The organism is Pseudoalteromonas sp. S1612 (assembly GCF_005887175.1).
Lineage (GTDB): Bacteria > Pseudomonadota > Gammaproteobacteria > Enterobacterales > Alteromonadaceae > Pseudoalteromonas > Pseudoalteromonas undina.
Genome location: NZ_PNDH01000124.1, coordinates 1 through 211, shown reverse-complemented (window position 1 = coordinate 211; position 211 = coordinate 1). Strand labels below are relative to the sequence as shown.

At 42.7% G+C, this 211-nt stretch carries 1 protein-coding gene; it reads right to left on the bottom strand.

Annotation, left to right across the window (positions count from 1 at the left end; all coding sequences use genetic code 11):
• Positions 1-15: 15 nt before the first annotated feature.
• Positions 16-211: hypothetical protein (locus CWB78_RS18380; RefSeq protein WP_249930482.1), on the bottom strand; the 196-nt coding region annotated here is incomplete at its 5' end.

The following is a 211-nucleotide window of genomic DNA, read 5'->3' as shown; positions in this document are numbered from 1 at the left end:
ACGTACCGCTGTTGCTTAAGCACCACGTAAACGTATGCTATCTGAAATAGGCGCATCTAATACTAATGTCCAATTTGTCGTACTGACTACCGATGAATAATCCCGAAAGCGGACAGCTGCTGATAGTCTTAGTTTTTCGTGTAATGGAATATGTAATTCACCGAACACATCTACAACGTCAAAAGAGCCGATTGTTTTGGCAATTGCCGCG